The following is a 15,959-nucleotide window of genomic DNA, read 5'->3' on the forward strand; positions in this document are numbered from 1 at the left end:
CTGGCCATGCCCGTGGCGGCCCGAAATGAATGCAATACACCACAGGATCCTGATGAAGGGCTTCAAGCCATCCGCGCCGTTCCTGCTGCTGCTTCCGGCCATGGTCGTGCTGGCGGCTGTGGTGGTGCTACCGTTGATCCTGTCGCTCTATTCCAGCTTCACGCCCTTCCGCCTGACGCGGCCCGAGACCTTCTTCGTCTTCGTCGGCTTCAGGAACTATCTGTCGATCCTCACCAATGCGGATTTCTGGTGGGCCTTCGGCCGCACCGTTCTGTTGCTCACCATCGCGCTGAACCTCGAGATGCTGCTCGGCCTCGGCTTGGCCATGCTGGTCGAGAAGGCAACGCGCGGCCAGCGCATCCTGCGCACGCTGATGATGTTCCCGATGATGTTCTCGCCGATCCTCGTCGGCTTCCAGTTCAAATTCATGTTCAACGACAATATCGGCCTGGTGAACAATGCGCTGCAGTCGCTGGGCATCACTGAGGACGCCATCCCGTGGCTAATCGAAGGCCATCTCGCCTTCATCGCCATCTCGATCGCCGAGATCTGGTCGTCGACCTCGATCTTCGCGATTCTGATCCTGGCTGGCCTGCTCGCCATGCCCAAGGAGCCGATAGAGGCGGCCCGCGTCGATGGCTGCACGCCCTGGCAGACCTTCCGCTATGTCACATGGCCCTTCGTCATGCCCTTCGCCTATATCGCCATGACGATCCGTTCGCTGGACGTGGCGCGCGCCTATGACATCGTCAAGATCATGACCGACGGCGGCCCGGCCGGCCGCACGGAGCTGTTGTGGACCCTGGTCGGGCGCACCGCCTACAGCGATGCCCGCATGGGCCTCGCCAATGCCATGGCCTATTTCTCGATCCTGCTGTCGATCGCCTTCACCGTCTATTTCTACAACAAGCTCGCCGCGGCGCGCGCGCAGATCGGCGCGGAGTGGTGAGAATGGACGAGAACGCCTCCGCCCGCCTCACGCGCCGCGCGCTGACCGTCGCGCACCGCGTCGGCCTATTCCTTGCCATGCTGGTGATCTGCCTGCCGGGCATCTGGATCGTGCTGTCGTCGCTGAGGCCCACGGTCGAGATCATGGCCAAGCCGCCGGTCTGGATTCCGCAGCAGCTGTCCGTCGACGCTTATGTCGCCATGTTCAGCGGCATCGGCAAAGGCGGCATCCCGGTGCTCGACTATTTCCGCAACTCGCTGATCATCTCGGTCACCTCGACGGCGATCGCGGTGGCCATCGGCATGGCCGGCGGCTACGCCTTCGCGCGATACCGCTTCCGCGGCAAGTCGGGCATGTTCCTCGGCCTGATGCTGACCCGCACCGTGCCCGGCATAGCGCTCTCGCTGCCCTTGTTCTTCCTCTATGTGCGGCTGGGCATCATCGACACTCATATCGGCATGATCCTGGCTTATGTCGCGCTCAACGTGCCGTTCACCATCTGGCTGATCGACGGCTTCTTCCGCCAAGTGCCGAAGGACCTTGCCGAAGCAGCCCAGATCGACGGCTGCACGCGCTGGCAGGCGTTCTGGCAGGTCGAATTTCCGCTGGCGCGTCCGGGCATCGCCTCGGCCGCCATCTTCGCCTTCCTCACCTGCTGGAACGAGTTCGCTTTGGCCTCGCAGCTCACTCGTTCCGTTAATTCCAAGACGCTACCGGTCGGGCTGCTCGACTATACGGCCGAGTTCACCATCGACTGGCGCGGCATGTGCGCGCTGGCCGTGGTAATGATCATCCCGGCGCTGGCCCTCACCTATATCGTCCAGAAACACCTCGTCGGTGGCCTGACCTCCGGCGCGGTGAAAGGTTGATTTCCATGGCAACGGTTTCGCTGAAACAGCTCACCAAGCGCTACGGCAACATGGAGATCGTCCACGGCATCGATCTCGAGATCGCAGACCGCGAATTCATCGCGCTGGTTGGCCCGTCCGGCTGCGGCAAATCGACGACCTTGCGCATGATCGCCGGCCTCGAGGATATCACCGGCGGCAACATCGATATCGGCGGCCGCACGGTCAACGACCTGCCGCCGCGCTCGCGTAACATCTCCATGGTATTCCAGTCCTACGCGCTCTACCCGCATATGACGGTGCGCGAGAATCTCGGCTTCTCGCTCAAGATCGCGGGGGCGGCCAAGGATGACATGGACCGGCGCGTAGCCGAAGCCTCCGCCATCCTCGGCCTCGACGAACTGCTTGAGCGCCGCCCCTCGCAGCTCTCCGGCGGCCAGCGCCAGCGCGTCGCCATGGGCCGCGCCATCGTGCGCGATCCCGATGTCTTCCTGTTCGACGAGCCGCTCTCCAACCTTGACGCCAAGCTGCGCACGCAGATGCGCACCGAGATCAAGAAGCTGCACGCCAAGGTCAAGTCGACGGTCATCTACGTCACCCACGACCAGGTCGAGGCGATGACCCTGGCCGACCGCATCGTCATCATGCGCTCGGGCCATATCGAGCAGGTCGGCACGCCGGACGAGGTGTTCAGCCGGCCCGCGACCCGCTTCGTCGCCGGCTTCATCGGCTCGCCGCCGATGAACCTGCACCAGGCGACGGTGAGCAACGGGCGACTGATGTTCAGCGGCGGCGACAGCCTGCCGCTGCCCGGCCAGTTCAAGTCGAAGACGGCTGCCGGCGACAAGGTCGTGTTCGGCATCCGTCCCGACGATTTCTATCCGACCGGCCACGGCTTGAGCTCAGGCGGCGAAGCGGAAGTCCATCGTATCGAGCTGCCGGTCAGCATCACCGAGCCGCTCGGCAACGAAACGCTGGTCTTCGCCGAGTTCAACGGCACCGACTGGGTCTCGCGCATGCTCAATCCGAAGCCGCTGAAAGCAGGTGACAGGATCGGCATGAGCTTCGACCTGAGCCGCGCGCATCTGTTCTCCGCCGAAACCGGCAAGTCGCTGAGGAGCTGACATGGCGAAAATCGAGAAGATCGAGCTGCGCATGGTCGACCTCGTGCCGAAGGTGAAGCGCACCGACGCGATCCAGAGCTTCGTCAGCCAGGAGACGCCGATCGTCACCATCACCGATTCCGACGGCGCATCGGGCACCGGCTACAGCTATACGATCGGCACCGGCGGCTCGTCGGTGATGCGGCTTCTGGCCGACCATCTTGCGCCGCGCCTGATCGGCCGCGACGCCGACCGGATCGAGGCGATCTGGCACGATCTCGAATTCGCCACCCACGCCACCACCATCGGCGCCATCACGGCGATCGCGCTCGCCGCCATCGACATCGCCTTATGGGACCTGCGGGCGAGAAAACAGAACCTGCCGCTCTGGAAGCTCGCCGGAGGCGCCAAGGACCGCTGCCCGCTCTACACCACGGAGGGCGGCTGGCTGCATATCGAGACGCAGGCACTGGTCGACGATGCGCTGGAAGCGAAGGCCAAGGGCTTTGCCGGCTCCAAGGTGAAGATAGGCAAGCCGCACGGTTCTGAGGACGTCGCGCGGCTGTCGGCGGTGCGCAAGGCGGTCGGCGACGGCTACGAGATCATGACCGACTGCAATCAGGGCTTTTCCGTCGACGAGGCGATCCGCCGCGCCGAGCGGTTGCGCGAGCTCGATCTCGCCTGGATCGAGGAGCCGCTGCCGGCCGACGACATAGACGGCCATGTGCGGCTGTCGAACTCGACCGCGACGCCGATCGCGGTCGGCGAGTCGCTCTATTCGATAAGGCATTTTCGCCAGTACATGCAGAAGGGCGCCTGCAACATCATCCAGGTTGATGTCGGCCGCATCGGCGGCATCACCCCGTGGCTGAAAGTCGCCCACGCGGCGGAGGCTTTCGACATGCCGGTCTGCCCGCATTTCCTGATGGAACTGCATGTCAGCCTGGTTTGCGCCATCCAGAACGGCAAATATGTCGAATATATTCCGCAGCTCGACGAGTTGACGAGCGCCAAGATACGTATCGAGAATGGCCATGCGCTGGCGCCCAGCGAGCCCGGCATCGGCATCGACTGGGACTGGGACGCCGTGAAGGCAAAGAGCATCGCCGAGTTCACCACGGCGATCGCGAAATAGGGAGACGGATATGCAGCGGATGGGAATGGTGCTGGGCCTGAAGCCCGAAAAGGTCGAAGAATATGTCCGCCTTCACGCTGCTGTCTGGCCGGACGTGCTGACCATGATCTCGGCCTGCAACATCAAGAACTATTCGATCTACCTGAAGCGGCCGGAGAACCTGCTTTTCTCCTATTTCGAATATCACGGCACCGACTACGCCGCCGACATGGCCAAGATGGCCGCCGACCCCAAGACGCAGGAATGGTGGTCGGTCTGCATGCCGTGTCAGGAGCCGCTGGAGACGCGAAAGGAAGGTGAGTGGTGGGCGTCGATGGACGAGGTCTTCCATTATGACTGATGCCTTCGATCCGGCATCGCTGGCGCAGTCCTGGCCGAAGCCTTTAAAACCGCGCTCGATCGTGACGTTCGGCGCCGGCTCGATCGTCGGCGACGCGCATTTTCCCGCCTATCGTAAGGCCGGCTTCCCGATTTCCGGCCTCTACGATCCGGATCAGGCCAAGGCGCAAAAACTGGCCGAGACATGGGGCGTGACGGCGTTCCGTTCGGTCGAGGAAGCGGCTGCGGTAAAGGACGCGATCTTCGATCTCGCCACGCCGCCGGGCCGCCATGCCGAGGTGCTGAAGGCCCTGCCGGATGGCGCTGTGGCGCTGATCCAGAAGCCGATGGGCAACTATCTCGGCGAGGCCACCGAGATCCTCGAAATCTGCCGCGCCAAGCAGCTCAAGGCGGCGGTCAATTTCCAGCTCCGCTTCGCGCCGATGATCCTGGCGCTGAAGGACGCCATTGCCAAGGGATGGCTGGGCGAGGTGGTAGATTTCGACGCGCTTCTGGCGCTCGACACGCCCTGGCAGCTCTGGGAGTTCCTGCTCAAGGCGCCGCGTGTCGAGATCGCCATGCATTCGATCCATTATCTCGACCTGATCCGCCAGCTTCTCGGCAATCCTTTGGGCGTGCATGCCAAGACGCTTGGCCATCCCAATCACAAGGTCGCGCAGACGCGCACCAGCGCCATCCTCGACTATGGCGATACGGTGCGCTGCGCGCTCTCGATCAACCACGACCACAAATTCGGGCGCCGCCATCAGGCTTGCGAGTTCCGCATCTGCGGCACCGAGGGCGCAGCCTATGTCAAGCTCGGCCTCAACCTCGACTATCCGCGCGGCGAGCCGGACATTCTGGAAATCTATCCGAAAGGCGGGTCGGAGTGGGTCACCGTGCCGCTCGCCGGCGAATGGTTCCCCGATGCCTTTGTCGGCCGCATGGCCAATGTTCAGCGCTTCGCATCCGGCGAAGACGCGGAGCTGGTCAGCTCCGTCGAGGACGCTTGGCACACCATGGCGCTGGTCGAGGCCGCCTATAAATCGAGTGCCGCGCCGGCGACGCCGCTGGCCGCAAAGCCGTAAGGCCGGACATGGAACAGACCACCTATTTCGAGGACTACGAGATCGGCTCGTCGCGCCTCACCAGCGGCCGCACCATCACCGAGACGGACTTCGTCGTCCATGCTGGCCACACCGGCGATTTCTTCCCGCATCACATGGATGCCGAGTTCATGAAGAGCACGCCCTTCGGCCAGCGCATCGCGCATGGCACGCTGGTCTTCTCGGTCGGTGTCGGGCTGACGGCGAGCGTCGTCAACCCGGTCGCCTTCTCTTACGGCTACGACCGGCTGCGCTTCATCAAGCCGGTCTTCATCGGCGATACGATCCGCACGCGCACCACCATCGCCGCCAAGGAAGACGATCCGAAACGGCCAAACGCGGGACGCGTCATCGAACACGTCGAGGTTTTGAACCAGCGCGACGAGGTCGTGCTGGCGGCGGATCACATCTACATCGTCGAGCGACGGCCCGGCTGAAAGACGGAGACAAAGAACATGGCGGATATCACTGGCAAGGTCGTGGTCGTCACGGCGGCCGCGCAGGGCATCGGACGGGCAAGCGCGCTGGCTTTCGCCAAGGCGGGCACCATCGTCCACGCCACCGACATCAACGAGGCGGCCTTGGCCGAGCTTGGCAAGACGCCTGGCATCACGACGCGAAAACTCGACGTGCTGAACGACGAGGCGGTGAAGGCCGCCTTCGCCGAGATCGGCCAAGTCGACGTGCTGTTCAACTGCGCCGGCTTCGTCCATGCCGGTTCGATCCTGGAGATGAAGGACGAGGATCTCGACTTCGCCTTCAATCTTAATGTGCGCGCCATGATCCGCACCATCCGCGCCGTGCTGCCCGGCATGCTGGAGCGCGGCGATGGCTCGATCATCAACATGGCGTCGGTGGCGGGCGCCCCGAAGGGCGTCCCGAACCGCTTCGCCTACGGCGTGACCAAGGCAGCCGTGATCGGCCTGACCAAGTCGATTGCCGCCGATTATGTCGCCAAGGGCGTCCGCTGCAACGCCATCTGCCCGGGCACCGTCGAGAGCCCCTCGCTCCAGGGCCGCATGCAGGCGCAGGGCGACTATGAGGCCGCGCGCGCCGCCTTCATCGCGCGTCAGCCGATGGGCAGGATCGGCACGCCGGAGGAGATCGCCGACCTTGCGGTCTACCTGGCCGGCGCCACCTACACGACAGGACAGGCCTATAATATCGACGGCGGCTGGTCGATCTGAGGCCGTTTCGGCCGCCAGTTGAGTTGTGAGGCAAGCCAGTTACGAGGCAGCAATGACCAAAATCACAGACCTCAGAACCTTCGACCTGCGCTTCCCGACATCGCAAAGCCTCGACGGCTCGGACGCGATGAATCCGGACCCGGATTACTCGGCTGCCTACGTCATTCTCGACACCGATGTTCCATCGCTGAAAGGCCATGGCCTCACCTTCACCATCGGTCGTGGCAACGAGATCTGCTGCGCGGCGATCGAAGCGCTGCGCCACCTCGTCGTGGGGCTCGATCTCGACTGGGTGAAAGAGGATCCCGGCCGCTTCTGGCACCACGTGACCGGCGACAGCCAGCTGCGCTGGATCGGGCCGGACAAGGGCGCCATGCATCTTGCGGTTGGCGCGGTGGTCAATGCTGTCTGGGATCTCTGGGCCAAGGAAGCCGGAAAGCCGGTCTGGCGGCTGGTCGCAGAGATGAGCCCGGAAGAGATCGTGCGCATCGTCGATTTCCGCTACCTCACCGACGCCATCACGCCCGCCGAGGCGCTGGCGATCCTGAAGAAGGCCGAGACGGGCAAGGCCGAGCGCATCGCCACGCTCGAGCGCGAAGGCTGTGCCTGCTACACCACCTCTGCCGGCTGGCTCGGCTATCCTGACGAGAAGCTCAGGCGCCTTTGCCAGGAGGCGGTCGACGATGGCTTCAACCACATCAAACTCAAGGTCGGCCGCGACCGCGCCGACGACATCCGCCGTCTCAGGATCGCCCGCGAGGTCATCGGCCCGGACCGTTATTTGATGATCGACGCCAACCAGGTCTGGGAGGTCGACCAGGCGATCGACTGGCTCAAGGACCTCGCCTTCGCGAAACCCTTCTTCATCGAGGAGCCGACCAGCCCGGACGACATCGCCGGCCACGCCAAGATCCGCAAGGCTGTCGCGCCGATCAAGGTCGCGACCGGCGAGATGTGCCAGAACCGCATCATGTTCAAGCAGTTCATCGCCGGCGGCGCGATCGACGTGGTGCAGATCGATTCCTGCCGCATGGGCGGGCTGAACGAGGTTCTGGCGGTGCTTCTGATCGCCGCCAAATACCGCCTGCCGGTCTGGCCGCATGCCGGCGGCGTCGGTCTATGCGAATATGTCCAGCATCTGTCGATGATCGACTATATCGCGGTGTCGGGCAGCAAGGACGGACGGGTGATCGAATATGTCGATCACCTGCATGAACATTTCATCGAACCCTGCGTGATCCGCGATGCCGCCTATATGCCGCCCCGTGCGCCCGGCTTCTCGATCGAGATGAAGGCACAGTCAATCGAGGACTACCTGCATCGGCCCTGAAAGGTGACGCTGCAAACTGTTACTACGCCCGCGCGACTGGACCGCTGCGAATCGGCTATGCCTGCCGAATGCAGGAGACTTCCCTCTACGAGCCGGTGAAGCGGTTCCTCGAGAGCCTGGATTTCGCCGTCAAGGGCGAGATCGGCGGCTGCGACGTGGTCGGCGTGCGTGCCGGCGAGCCGCCGGTTGTCGTCATCTGCGAGTTGAAGCTGCAGTTCAACCTCGAGCTCGTCCTGCAAGCCGTCGACCGCGCGGCGGCCTGCGACGAGGTGTGGCTTGCCGCCTATATGTCGGCGCGCGGCAAGGGCCGCGAGCATGACCGCCGCTTCCGCGCGCTCTGCCGCCGCCTCGGCTTCGGCCTGCTAGGCGTCGGCAAGAAGGGCGAGGTGGAGCTGCTGCTCAGTCCGGCCGCCTTGCCGCCGCGCCGGGATCCCAGGCGGCGCTCACGCCTAGTCGAGGAGCATCACCGCCGCAAGGGCGATCCGTCCATCGGCGGCAGCACGCGCAAGAAGCCGATCATGACCGCCTACCGGCAGGAAGCGCTGGCCTGCGCCGCCGCCCTGGCCGACGGTCCGAAACGGCCGCGCGATCTCAAAACCCTCTCGCCGCGCGCCGCCAGCATCCTTCTGCACAATTACTATGGCTGGTTCGCCAGGGCCGAGCGCGGTGTCTACGCGCTGACCGAAGCCGGCCTTGCGGCGATCCAACCTATGTCGGTGACGTTGTAAGAACGATTTGCCGATTCGGCGCTACGAACCGGAAAATCCGCGCCGTTCGGCCAAGCCTCGTTTCGACTGTTGACACGTCCCGCCGCCTGTGCAGGAATTGGTTGGACCATTGAACCACTTTAGGCTCAGCCGGCGTGACCGATTTCCTGCCCCCCATCCAGACCACGGCGCGCGACGACGCGGTGCTGAAGGCCTTGGCGGGGTTCGTGCGGCAGGAGGCTCTGGGTCCCGGCGAGAAGCTGCCGACGGAGCGCATCCTGGCCGAACGCCTCAAGGTCAGCCGCAACACGGTTCGCGAGGCCCTGACCCGCTGGGAGGGTCTCGGCCTCGTCGAGCGGCGGCAGGGCTCGGGCACTTATCTCAAGGCCGCCGTCTCCCCTGATATGCTGCACATGCCGCTGACGCTGTCCGGCGGCAATGATTTTGCCGGCCTGATGCGCACGCTGGAGATCCGCCGGGCCCTTGAGGCCGAGGCGGCGGCCCTTTGCGCCATCCGCGGCGGCAAGGCCGAGATCGCCGAGATCGAGCGCAAGCTCGACATCATGGAAGATGCCTTCCGCACCCGCGCAGGCATGTCCTCGGAGGAAGACTGGGAGTTCCACCAGGCGGTCTACCGCGCCTCCGGCAATCCGCTGTTCGAGCAGATCATCAGCGCCATGCATGAGCTCTTCCACCGTTTCTGGGAGCATCCACTCGGCGTGCGTGACTTCGGCCATGCCAGCTTTCCCTACCACCGCACCATCTTCGACCGCATCGCCGCGCATGATCCGGAAGGCGCCCGCGCCGAGGCGCTGAAGCTCATCGCCACCGTTGAGGACGATCTGAAGCGCGGTGCCGCCAACCTCAAGCTTTCGGACCGCAGATGAACGAGCAGCCCAACACCTTCGACCCGGCCCCGCTGGCCGGCGACTATCTCGGCGAGGCGGCGACCTTGCTGGCGCATGACGATCCGTTTCCAGGCGGCGCCGTGGTGCCGCCGATCTACCAGACCTCGCTTTTCACCTTCGCCAATTACGCCGACATGGCCGACACCTTTGCCGGCAGAAGGAAGCAGCCGATCTATTCCCGCGGCGATAACCCGACGGTGATGGAGTTCGAGGCGCGCGTGGCTGCGCTCGAAGGCGCGGAGGCCGCGCGCGGCTTCTCGAGCGGCATGGCGGCGATCAGCGCCACGGTGCTCGCCTTTGTCGGCGCCGGCGAGCGTATGGTTGCCGTGCGCAACTGCTATGGCGACGCCTACCGCCTGTTCGAGCGGCTGTTCCCGCGCTTGCACATCAAGGTCAATTATGTCGACGGCTCCGATCCTGACGCGGTTGCCGCGGCACTTCCCGGCGCCAAGCTGCTCTACCTCGAAAGCCCGACCTCGATGATGTTCGAGCTACAGGACCTGGAGCATCTGACGCGACTGGCGAAGGAGCAGGGCATCGTCACCACCATCGACAATTCCTGGGCGACCCCCGTCTTCCAGAAGCCGATTTCGCATGGAGTCGACCTGGTGCTGCATTCGGCATCGAAATATCTGAGCGGCCACAGCGACACCGTCGCCGGTGTGGTGGCCGGCTCGGCCGCCCACATCAAGCACATCAACGAGCAGACCTATTCGCAGCTCGGCGGCAAGCTGTCGCCTTTCGAAGGCTGGCTGTTGCTGCGCGGCCTGCGCACGCTGCCGCTGCGCCTGCCGCACCACATGAAGAGCGGGCTCATCATTGCCGAGCGGCTGAAAGCGCATGGCAAGGTCGAGCGGGTCAACCACCCCGCTTATTCCAACCACCCCGGCAAGAAGACTTTAGCCGGCTATGCCGGGCTGTTCTCCTTCGAGGTCACCGAGGATGTCGACATCCCGGCCTTCGTCGACGCCCTGAAATATTTCCGCATCGGCGTCAGCTGGGGCGGCCATGAAAGCCTGGTCGTGCCGGCAAAAGCCTCGCTCGAGCAGACGCCGGGCATCAATTCGATGGCGCGCTTCGGCGTCAGCCCTCGAACCATCCGCTTCAACGTCGGATTGGAAAATGTCGAGGACCTCTGGGCCGACATCGCCCAGGCCTTCGACAGAGCAAAAAAATAACGGATCAAAATGGGAGTCCCGAAGATGAAAAAACTAAGCTTCATGTTTGCCGCCGTGGCCGGCCTGGCGATTTCCGCCAGCGGCGCGCTGGCCGATACCACCATCAAGCTGGTCGAGGTCATCACCAGCCCGCCGCGCACCGAATTCCTGAAGAAGCAGATCGCCGAATTCGAGACCGCTAATCCGGGCATCAAGGTGGAAGTGGTCTCGCTGCCCTGGGGCCAGGCCTTCGAGAAGTTTCTCACCATGGTACAGGCCGGCGACACGCCCGACGTCGTCGAGATGCCGGAACGCTGGATGGGCCTCTATGCCAACAACGGCCAGCTCGAGGATCTCGGTCCCTTCATGGCCAAATGGCCCGACGCCAAGACGCTCGGCGACCGCGCCAAGCAGTTCGGCTCGACCGTCAACAACACGCAGTTCATGATCCCCTATGGCTATTATGTGAACGCGCTGTTCTGGAACAAGAAGCTGTTCAAGGAAGCCGGCCTCGACCGTCCGCCGGAAAACCTCGACGAGTTCGTCTCCTTCTCCAAGAAGATCTCCGCGATCCCCGGCAAATACGGCTACTGCCTGCGCGGCGGCCCCGGCGCCTTCAACGGCATGCACATGTTCATGAACATCGCCGACGGCAAGGGCGGCTATTTCACCGATGACGGTGTCTCGACCATCAATGACGAAGGCTCGGTCAAGGGCCTGCAGATGCTGGCAGACATGTACAAGAACGGTCTGGCGCCGAAAGATTCGGTGAGCTGGGGCTTCAACGAGACGGTGACCGGCTTCTACTCCGGCACCTGCGCCATGCTGAACCAGGATCCGGACGCGCTGCTTGGCATCGCCGACAAGATGAGCGCCGACGACTTCGCTGTGGCGCCGCTGCCCGTGGGCCCGAGCGGCAAATCCTACCCGACGCTCGGCTATGCCGGCTGGGCGATGTTCGCCAATTCCCAGCACAAGGACGAGGCCTGGAAGCTGATGGCCACACTGCTGTCGCCCAAGGACAATCTGGAATGGGCCAAGGAAGTGGGCGTCGTCCCGATCCACAATGGCGCCGACCAGGATGCGCATTTCAAGACCGAGCAGTTCAAGGGCTGGTTTACCGAGCTCAACGACAGCTCCAAGTACGAAATGGTGACGCCGCCAACGCATCTGGAAAACCTCGGCAACTTCGTCGACCAGGTGGCGATCAAGAATTTTCAGGAAGTGCTGCTCGGCCAGAAGCCGGCCAAGGACGTGGCCGACGAATGGGCGAAGTTCCTGACCAAGGAACAGCAGGACTGGCTGGCGAAGAACAAGAAGTAAGCGCAGGCCATTTCCTTCTCCCCGTTCTACGGGGAGAAGGTGGCCCGATAGGGCCGGATGAGGGGCAGCGCTGACTTCTGAAAGGCTGGCTCCGCCCCTCATCTGCCTGCCGGCATCTTCTCCCCGTTTTACGGGGAGAAGAACGCTGTTTTGCCCGCCGGCACCCACTCACCACGTAGAGCCAAAACGCATGACCTACGCCGTCTCCGAAATCCGATCCGCCGCCCGGCCGCGAAAGCAACGGCTGAGCAAGGCCGCGATCGAGCCGTGGCTCTATCTATCGCCTGCGATCGTCCTGCTGGTCCTGGTGCTATTGGTGCCGCTGATCATCGGCATCAGCTATTCCTTCCGCAAATTCTCGGCCTTCAAGTCGCAATATGTCGGCCTTGCCCAATACCAGGCGATGCTCTCCGACCAAGTGCTCGGCCAGGCGCTGATCAACACGTTGTGGTGGACGGTTGCCAGCCTGTTCTTCCAGTTCTTCCTTGGCCTGGGTCTCGCGCTGCTCCTCGACAAGCCCTTCTACGGCCGCAAGGTCGTCCAGGCGGTGGTATTCCTGCCCTGGGCGGTGCCGTCCTTTCTCTCGGGCCTCACCTGGGCCTGGCTGTTCAACCCTATCATCGGGCCGCTGCCGCATTGGTTGTTCGCGCTTGGCCTGAAGGCGGAGCCGACCAACGTGTTGTCCGATCCCGCCACCGCCATGTGGGGGCCGATCGTCGCCAACATCTGGTTCGGCATTCCCTTTTTCGCCATCACGCTGCTGGCGGCGCTAAAGTCGATCCCCTCCGAGTTACATGAAGCGGCGGCCATCGACGGCGCTTCGCCCTGGCAGCGCTTCACCAAGGTGACGCTGCCCTTCCTGGCGCCGACCATCGTCATCACCGTCATGCTGCGCACCATCTGGATCGCCACCTTCGCCGACCTGATCTTCGTCATGACCGAGGGCGGGCCGGCCGGCTCGACCAGCACGGTGCCGGTCTACATCTATGTCAGCGCCTTCAAGTCGCTGGACAAAGGCTACGCTTCGGCGGTTGCGGTGCTGCTTCTGGTGCTGCTGATCGCCTACGCCATCGGCCTGATCGCCATCCGCCGCACCCTGGTGAGGCACGTCTGATGATCGCTGGTCGCTCCACCTCCTCGCGTATTTTCGGCGGCATCGGTCTCTACGGCGCTATCGCGGCCTACGTGATCTTCGCGCTGTTTCCGATCTTCTGGACGCTGAAGATCTCGGTGACGCCCGAACGCCTGCTCTATTCCGAAGGCATCACCTTCTGGCCGTCGCAGACGACCTTTCAGAACTTCGCCACCGTGCTCGAGGCCTCCGACTTTCCGCGCTATTTCCTCAACAGCGTCATCGTCTCGGTGTCGACGGCCGCCTTTGTCACCGTCATCGCCACGCTTGCCGGCTATGCCATGTCGCGCTTCACTTTCCGCGGCAAGGCGACTTTGGCGATCCTGTTGCTGCTCACCCAGACCTTCCCGCTGGTCATGGTCATTCCGCCGATCTACCGCATCATGGGCGATCTCGGCCTGACCAACAGCCTGATCGGCCTGATCATCATCTACACCGCCTTCAACACCGCCTTCGCAACCTTCCTGATGCAATCCTTCTTTGACGGCATCCCGAAAGACCTGGAGGAAGCGGCGATGATTGACGGCTGCACCCGCGCTCAGGCGATGCGCCGGGTGATCGTGCCGCTGACCTTGCCCGGCATGGGCGCGACGCTGGGCTTCGTCTTCACCGCCGCCTGGAGCGAGTTGCTGTTCGCGCTGATGCTGATCTCCAGCGACGAGCAGAAGACCTTTGCCGTCGGCCTGCTCACCTTCATCGGCAAGTTCGCCGTCGACTGGGGGCAGATGATGGCTGCCTCCATCCTGGCGCTCATCCCGGTCTGCGTCTTCTTCGCTTTCCTGCAACGCTATCTCGTCACCGGCCTCACCGCCGGCGCGGTCAAAGGATAAAAGATGGCTTCCGTCACGCTGCAAAACGTCGAGAAGGATTACGGCGCGCTGCGCATCCTGCACGGCGTCGATCTCGAGATCGCCGATGGCGAGTTCGTCGTGCTGGTCGGCCCGTCCGGCTGCGGCAAGTCCACGCTGCTGCGCATGATCGCCGGCCTGGAGGAAGTCACCGGCGGCGAGATCCATATCGGCGAGCGGCTGGTCAACGACGTCGCGCCGAAGGACCGGGACATCGCCATGGTGTTCCAGTCCTATGCGCTCTACCCGCATATGGATGTCTCCTCCAACATGGGCTTCAGCCTGCTTTTGAAGAAGGCCGAGAAGTCGACGATCGACGGCAGGGTAGGTGCTGCAGCCAGGCGGCTCGGCCTCGACGCCTATCTCGGCCGCCTGCCGCGCCAGCTCTCCGGCGGCCAGCGCCAGCGCGTCGCCATGGGCCGCGCCATCGTGCGCGACCCCAAGGTGTTCCTGTTCGACGAGCCGCTCTCCAACCTCGACGCCAAATTGCGCGTCCATATGCGCGCCGAGATCAAGGCGCTGCATCAGCAGCTCAAGACCACTTCGGTCTATGTCACCCACGACCAGGTCGAGGCGATGACCATGGCCGACCGCATCGTCGTCATGCATGACGGCTATGTGCAGCAGGTCGGCCGCCCGCTGGAGCTTTACGACCGTCCGGTCAACACCTTCGTCGCCGGCTTCATCGGCTCGCCGGGCATGAACTTCCTGCCGGCTAAGGTCGCCAAGGGTGGCAAGGCGGATTCTGTGCTCGCCGATGGCCAGAAGCTGCGGCTGCCGGATGGCCTGCCGCTGAGCGATGGCGACGACCTCACCATCGGACTGCGGCCGGAACACATCAAGCTCGTGGATGACGGCGCGCTGAAGGCCGAGGTCGAGGTGGTCGAGCCGCTCGGCCTGTCGACGCAGTTCTATGTCAGGCTGGCCAACCAGCAGGTCTGCGTCTTCGTCATGGGCCGCAGCGATGTGAGGCCGGGCGACACGATCCGCCTCGCCGCCGATCCGGCTGCGCTGCATCTGTTCGATCCGGTGAGCGGAAACCGGATTGGATAGGTCCGCGGATCAGCGCCAGCGGAAAGCGCCCAGAGTGTAGTCAGGCCACGCGCCTAGGTCTGCAAACAGCCCCGTCAGGTCGCTCCTGTCGGCCAATATTCCCGTCATCACCAGCGCGGTCGACACGCCGGCCGCGTTGCCGCCGGCTATATCGTGCTCGACACTGTCACCGACACAGATCACATCGCTGAGTGCCGGATGTCCCGCAAGCGCCAGCGCAGCTTCGTAGATCGCCGGGTAGGGCTTGCCGATACGGGTGACGCTGCCGCCGAGCTGTTCGTAAAGATCGGCGATCTCGCCGGCGCCGAAGCGCGGTCCGACCGCGGTCAGCATGATCCGATCGGGGTTGGTGCAGAAGCACGGCACCTTCCGCGCCGCCGCCGGGCCGAGAAGTCTTCGGTAGTGGTCGAGGTCGTAGCGGTCGCCTTCACTGGCCGCGATCAGCACCAGACCGGCGTCATCGCCGCGCTCGGTCAGAACGAGTGGCAGGCCCTCGATCGCCGAACGGTCCTCGTCGCGGCTGATCAGCAGGCATCTCGTGCCAGCCCGCAGCGCGCCCGAGTCCGCCATGTTTCGGAAGATGCGCCAAGCCACCTCGCCGGATGAGACGAAATGATCCCAGCTTCCCGCTTCAAAACCAAGCTTCAGCAGCCGCTTTTCGTTTGGCTCCGCCCGCTTGCCGGAATTCGAGATCAGCACCACGGTCTTGCCGGCGCGCTTCAGCGCCGACAGGGCTTCGACCGCGCCGGGATAAGGCTGTTGTCCGCCATGCAGCACGCCGAACTGGTCGAGCAGGAACACGTTGTAGCGCTCGGCAAGCGCTTCGATCCCGTCGAGATGCGCGGTGCGTTTCAC

17 protein-coding genes are annotated in these 15,959 nt (G+C 63.8%); 16 read left to right on the forward strand and 1 reads right to left on the reverse strand.

All coding sequences use genetic code 11. The annotated features are described in order from the left end of the window. Window positions 1-52: 52 nt before the first annotated feature. The 16 genes from LB515_RS09695 to LB515_RS09770 all read left to right on the forward strand — a co-directional run bounded on the left by LB515_RS09695 (window position 53) and on the right by LB515_RS09770 (window position 15,104). Complete coding sequence (locus LB515_RS09695; protein WP_224631391.1) at window positions 53-949, forward strand: carbohydrate ABC transporter permease; 897 nt, start codon at window positions 53-55, stop codon at window positions 947-949. Between the two features lie 2 nt (window positions 950-951). Further along, window positions 952-1,818 carry a carbohydrate ABC transporter permease gene (locus LB515_RS09700; RefSeq protein ID WP_224707560.1) on the forward strand — a complete coding sequence of 289 codons (867 nt, stop codon included), beginning with the start codon at window positions 952-954 and terminating at the stop codon, window positions 1,816-1,818. 5 nt (window positions 1,819-1,823) lie between these two features. Continuing rightward, on the forward strand, window positions 1,824-2,921 hold the full coding sequence (locus tag LB515_RS09705; RefSeq protein WP_224545368.1) for an ABC transporter ATP-binding protein: 1,098 nt from the start codon (window positions 1,824-1,826) through the stop codon (window positions 2,919-2,921). Between the two features lies 1 nt (window position 2,922). Next, entirely contained in the window at window positions 2,923-4,035 is a 1,113-nt protein-coding gene (locus LB515_RS09710; protein ID WP_224707561.1) for a mandelate racemase/muconate lactonizing enzyme family protein, read from the forward strand. A 10-nt stretch (window positions 4,036-4,045) separates the two neighbouring features. After that, the gene (locus LB515_RS09715; protein WP_135886830.1) at window positions 4,046-4,375 is read left to right on the forward strand and encodes an L-rhamnose mutarotase; all 330 of its coding nucleotides are present in this window, start codon (window positions 4,046-4,048) and stop codon (window positions 4,373-4,375) included. Further along, entirely contained in the window at window positions 4,368-5,441 is a 1,074-nt protein-coding gene (locus LB515_RS09720) for a Gfo/Idh/MocA family protein (RefSeq protein ID WP_224707562.1), read from the forward strand. Before LB515_RS09715 ends, LB515_RS09720 begins: the two co-directional genes overlap by 8 nt. A gap of 8 nt (window positions 5,442-5,449) precedes the next feature. Continuing rightward, window positions 5,450-5,896 (forward strand): MaoC/PaaZ C-terminal domain-containing protein, encoded by a 447-nt coding sequence (locus LB515_RS09725; protein WP_224707563.1) that lies wholly within the window; start codon window positions 5,450-5,452, stop codon window positions 5,894-5,896. A gap of 18 nt (window positions 5,897-5,914) precedes the next feature. Continuing rightward, window positions 5,915-6,646, forward strand: coding sequence for an SDR family oxidoreductase (locus tag LB515_RS09730; RefSeq protein WP_224707564.1), 732 nt, complete (start codon window positions 5,915-5,917; stop codon window positions 6,644-6,646). A gap of 52 nt (window positions 6,647-6,698) precedes the next feature. Next, window positions 6,699-7,976 (forward strand): L-fuconate dehydratase, encoded by a 1,278-nt coding sequence (locus LB515_RS09735; protein WP_224707565.1) that lies wholly within the window; start codon window positions 6,699-6,701, stop codon window positions 7,974-7,976. A 68-nt stretch (window positions 7,977-8,044) separates the two neighbouring features. Continuing rightward, on the forward strand, window positions 8,045-8,704 hold the full coding sequence (locus LB515_RS09740; RefSeq protein WP_095769340.1) for a DUF2161 domain-containing phosphodiesterase: 660 nt from the start codon (window positions 8,045-8,047) through the stop codon (window positions 8,702-8,704). Between the two features lie 134 nt (window positions 8,705-8,838). After that, window positions 8,839-9,570 carry a FadR/GntR family transcriptional regulator gene (locus LB515_RS09745; protein ID WP_224545376.1) on the forward strand — a complete coding sequence of 244 codons (732 nt, stop codon included), beginning with the start codon at window positions 8,839-8,841 and terminating at the stop codon, window positions 9,568-9,570. Beyond that, the gene (locus tag LB515_RS09750) at window positions 9,567-10,769 is read left to right on the forward strand and encodes a PLP-dependent transferase (protein WP_224707566.1); all 1,203 of its coding nucleotides are present in this window, start codon (window positions 9,567-9,569) and stop codon (window positions 10,767-10,769) included. The genes LB515_RS09745 and LB515_RS09750 overlap by 4 nt, the downstream gene beginning before the upstream one ends. 24 nt (window positions 10,770-10,793) lie before the next feature. Further along, window positions 10,794-12,071, forward strand: a complete 1,278-nt coding sequence (locus tag LB515_RS09755; protein WP_224707567.1) for an ABC transporter substrate-binding protein — start codon at window positions 10,794-10,796, stop codon at window positions 12,069-12,071. A 190-nt stretch (window positions 12,072-12,261) separates the two neighbouring features. Beyond that, entirely contained in the window at window positions 12,262-13,185 is a 924-nt protein-coding gene (locus LB515_RS09760) for a carbohydrate ABC transporter permease (RefSeq protein WP_224531429.1), read from the forward strand. Next, window positions 13,185-14,033 (forward strand): carbohydrate ABC transporter permease, encoded by an 849-nt coding sequence (locus LB515_RS09765; protein WP_095769336.1) that lies wholly within the window; start codon window positions 13,185-13,187, stop codon window positions 14,031-14,033. Before LB515_RS09760 ends, LB515_RS09765 begins: the two co-directional genes overlap by 1 nt. 3 nt (window positions 14,034-14,036) lie before the next feature. Beyond that, window positions 14,037-15,104, forward strand: a complete 1,068-nt coding sequence (locus LB515_RS09770) for an ABC transporter ATP-binding protein (RefSeq protein WP_224604067.1) — start codon at window positions 14,037-14,039, stop codon at window positions 15,102-15,104. A 9-nt stretch (window positions 15,105-15,113) separates the two neighbouring features. On the opposite strand, the gene LB515_RS09775 is transcribed toward LB515_RS09770, so the two are convergent. Continuing rightward, a complete protein-coding gene (locus LB515_RS09775; protein WP_411966467.1) occupies window positions 15,114-15,959 on the reverse strand; it encodes a TIGR01459 family HAD-type hydrolase in 846 nt (281 codons plus the stop codon).

This window comes from Mesorhizobium sp. CA15, from assembly GCF_020165215.1.
GTDB lineage: Bacteria > Pseudomonadota > Alphaproteobacteria > Rhizobiales > Rhizobiaceae > Mesorhizobium.

What these genes read in the sequence shown, in the direction of transcription:
- LB515_RS09695 (WP_224631391.1), top strand. Translation starts at nt 53, where the DNA reads ATGAAGGGCTTCAAGCCATCCGCGCCGTTCCTGCTGCTGCTTCCGGCC.
- LB515_RS09700 (WP_224707560.1), top strand. Translation starts at nt 952, where the DNA reads ATGGACGAGAACGCCTCCGCCCGCCTCACGCGCCGCGCGCTGACCGTC.
- LB515_RS09705 (WP_224545368.1), top strand. Translation starts at nt 1,824, where the DNA reads ATGGCAACGGTTTCGCTGAAACAGCTCACCAAGCGCTACGGCAACATG.
- LB515_RS09710 (WP_224707561.1), top strand. Translation starts at nt 2,923, where the DNA reads ATGGCGAAAATCGAGAAGATCGAGCTGCGCATGGTCGACCTCGTGCCG.
- LB515_RS09715 (WP_135886830.1), top strand. Translation starts at nt 4,046, where the DNA reads ATGCAGCGGATGGGAATGGTGCTGGGCCTGAAGCCCGAAAAGGTCGAA.
- LB515_RS09720 (WP_224707562.1), top strand. Translation starts at nt 4,368, where the DNA reads ATGACTGATGCCTTCGATCCGGCATCGCTGGCGCAGTCCTGGCCGAAG.
- LB515_RS09725 (WP_224707563.1), top strand. Translation starts at nt 5,450, where the DNA reads ATGGAACAGACCACCTATTTCGAGGACTACGAGATCGGCTCGTCGCGC.
- LB515_RS09730 (WP_224707564.1), top strand. Translation starts at nt 5,915, where the DNA reads ATGGCGGATATCACTGGCAAGGTCGTGGTCGTCACGGCGGCCGCGCAG.
- LB515_RS09735 (WP_224707565.1), top strand. Translation starts at nt 6,699, where the DNA reads ATGACCAAAATCACAGACCTCAGAACCTTCGACCTGCGCTTCCCGACA.
- LB515_RS09740 (WP_095769340.1), top strand. Translation starts at nt 8,045, where the DNA reads ATGCAGGAGACTTCCCTCTACGAGCCGGTGAAGCGGTTCCTCGAGAGC.
- LB515_RS09750 (WP_224707566.1), top strand. Translation starts at nt 9,567, where the DNA reads ATGAACGAGCAGCCCAACACCTTCGACCCGGCCCCGCTGGCCGGCGAC.
- LB515_RS09755 (WP_224707567.1), top strand. Translation starts at nt 10,794, where the DNA reads ATGAAAAAACTAAGCTTCATGTTTGCCGCCGTGGCCGGCCTGGCGATT.
- LB515_RS09760 (WP_224531429.1), top strand. Translation starts at nt 12,262, where the DNA reads ATGACCTACGCCGTCTCCGAAATCCGATCCGCCGCCCGGCCGCGAAAG.
- LB515_RS09765 (WP_095769336.1), top strand. Translation starts at nt 13,185, where the DNA reads ATGATCGCTGGTCGCTCCACCTCCTCGCGTATTTTCGGCGGCATCGGT.
- LB515_RS09770 (WP_224604067.1), top strand. Translation starts at nt 14,037, where the DNA reads ATGGCTTCCGTCACGCTGCAAAACGTCGAGAAGGATTACGGCGCGCTG.